The sequence below is a fragment of the Sphingobium sp. WR1 genome (assembly GCF_059693745.1).
On sequence record NZ_JCATID010000082.1, the window covers coordinates 1 to 1,359 of the forward strand.

General features: G+C 62.3%; 1 protein-coding gene. It reads right to left on the reverse strand.

Annotated features, from left to right (window positions below; all coding sequences use genetic code 11):
* Window positions 1-58: 58 nt before the first annotated feature.
* On the reverse strand, window positions 59-1,255 hold the full coding sequence (locus AC58EF_RS28460) for an IS256 family transposase (protein ID WP_004211645.1): 1,197 nt from the start codon (window positions 1,253-1,255) through the stop codon (window positions 59-61).
* Window positions 1,256-1,359 lie beyond the last annotated feature (104 nt).

The window sequence follows — 1,359 nt, forward strand, 5'->3', positions numbered from 1 at the left end:
GGTCGTGTCCCACGGGGTGGTGTAGGAACCGTCGATCTACGGCAGGATCGGGTTCAGGTCAGGCGGCCAGTGCTGGCAAGCTGACAATGGGGTTATGGCTCACCGAGCCGAGAGTTTCCAGCGTCATGTAACGGCGCGATACGGCCCACTCATCGTTTTGCTCCAGCATGAGCGCTCCGACGAGACGAACGACGGCAGCGTCATTCGGGAATATGCCGATCACGTCGGCCCTCCGCTTGATTTCTTTGTTGACCCTTTCCAGCGGGTTGGTGGACGAGATCTGCGCCCAATGATCCTTGGGGAAGGCCATGTAGGCGAGCACGTCCTCGCGTGATGCCTCCATCATGTCGGCCAGCTTTGGGAACTTCTCGCGCAGGGCATCTGCAACCTGGTCCCACTGCTGGTGCGCTGCCTCGGCCGTTTCCTGCGCGAAGATGGTCTTGATCATGGCAATGACAGCGGGTCGTTGTTTCGGCGCGGCATGGGCGAACGCATTGCGCATCCAGTGCACTCGGCAGCGCTGCTGGCTCGCGGAAAATACCTTGCTGGCGGCGGCGCGCAGCCCTTTGTGATCGTCGGCGATGACCAGCTTCACACCGCGCAAGCCTCGGTCGGCCAGAGAGCGCAGGAAGGCTTTCCAGAAAGGTTCGGCTTCCGACGGGCCGGTGGCCACGCCCAGCACCTCCCGTCGGCCATCGGTGTTGACGCCCACCGCGATTATCGCCGCCGTCGAGACAATCCGTCCGCCCTCGCGCACTTTGAGGTAGGTGGCGTCGATCCATAGATAGGGCCACTCGCCTTCAATCGGTCGCGTGAGGAAGGCATTCACCCGCTCGTCGATCTCGGCAACCAAACGGCTGACCTGACTCTTCGAAACACCGCTGGCGCCCATCGCCTTTACCAGATCGTCGACCGAACGCGTCGAGACGCCGTGGACATAGGCTTCCTGGATCACTGCCGCCAAAGCCTTCTCGGCGGTGCGGCGCGGCTCCAGGAAGCTCGGGAAGTAGCTGCCCTTGCGCAGCTTCGGGATTGCTAGTTCGATGCGCCCGGCGCGCGTATCCCAACTGCGCTCGCGGTAGCCGTTGCGGTGGTTCAGCCGCTCCGGGCTGCGTGATCCGCAAGGCACGCCCGTCTTCGCCTCGATCTCCAGATCCATCATGCGCTCTGCGGCGAAAGCCAGCATCTCACGCACCAAATCACTATCAGCCCCTTGCTCAATCAGCTCAACAAGGGCCATTCTGTCGTCGGTCATCGTCTTCTTCTCCAGGTTCGAGTTCGCATCCGAACCCTACCAGAAGATCGACGGTGGCCACCCTCTCAGGGAAACCTTCCTACACCACCCCGTGGGACACGACC

Coding starts and splice junctions, on each gene's coding strand:
- AC58EF_RS28460 (WP_004211645.1), bottom strand. CDS start 1,255: ATGACCGACGACAGAATGGCCCTTGTTGAGCTGATTGAGCAAGGGGCT.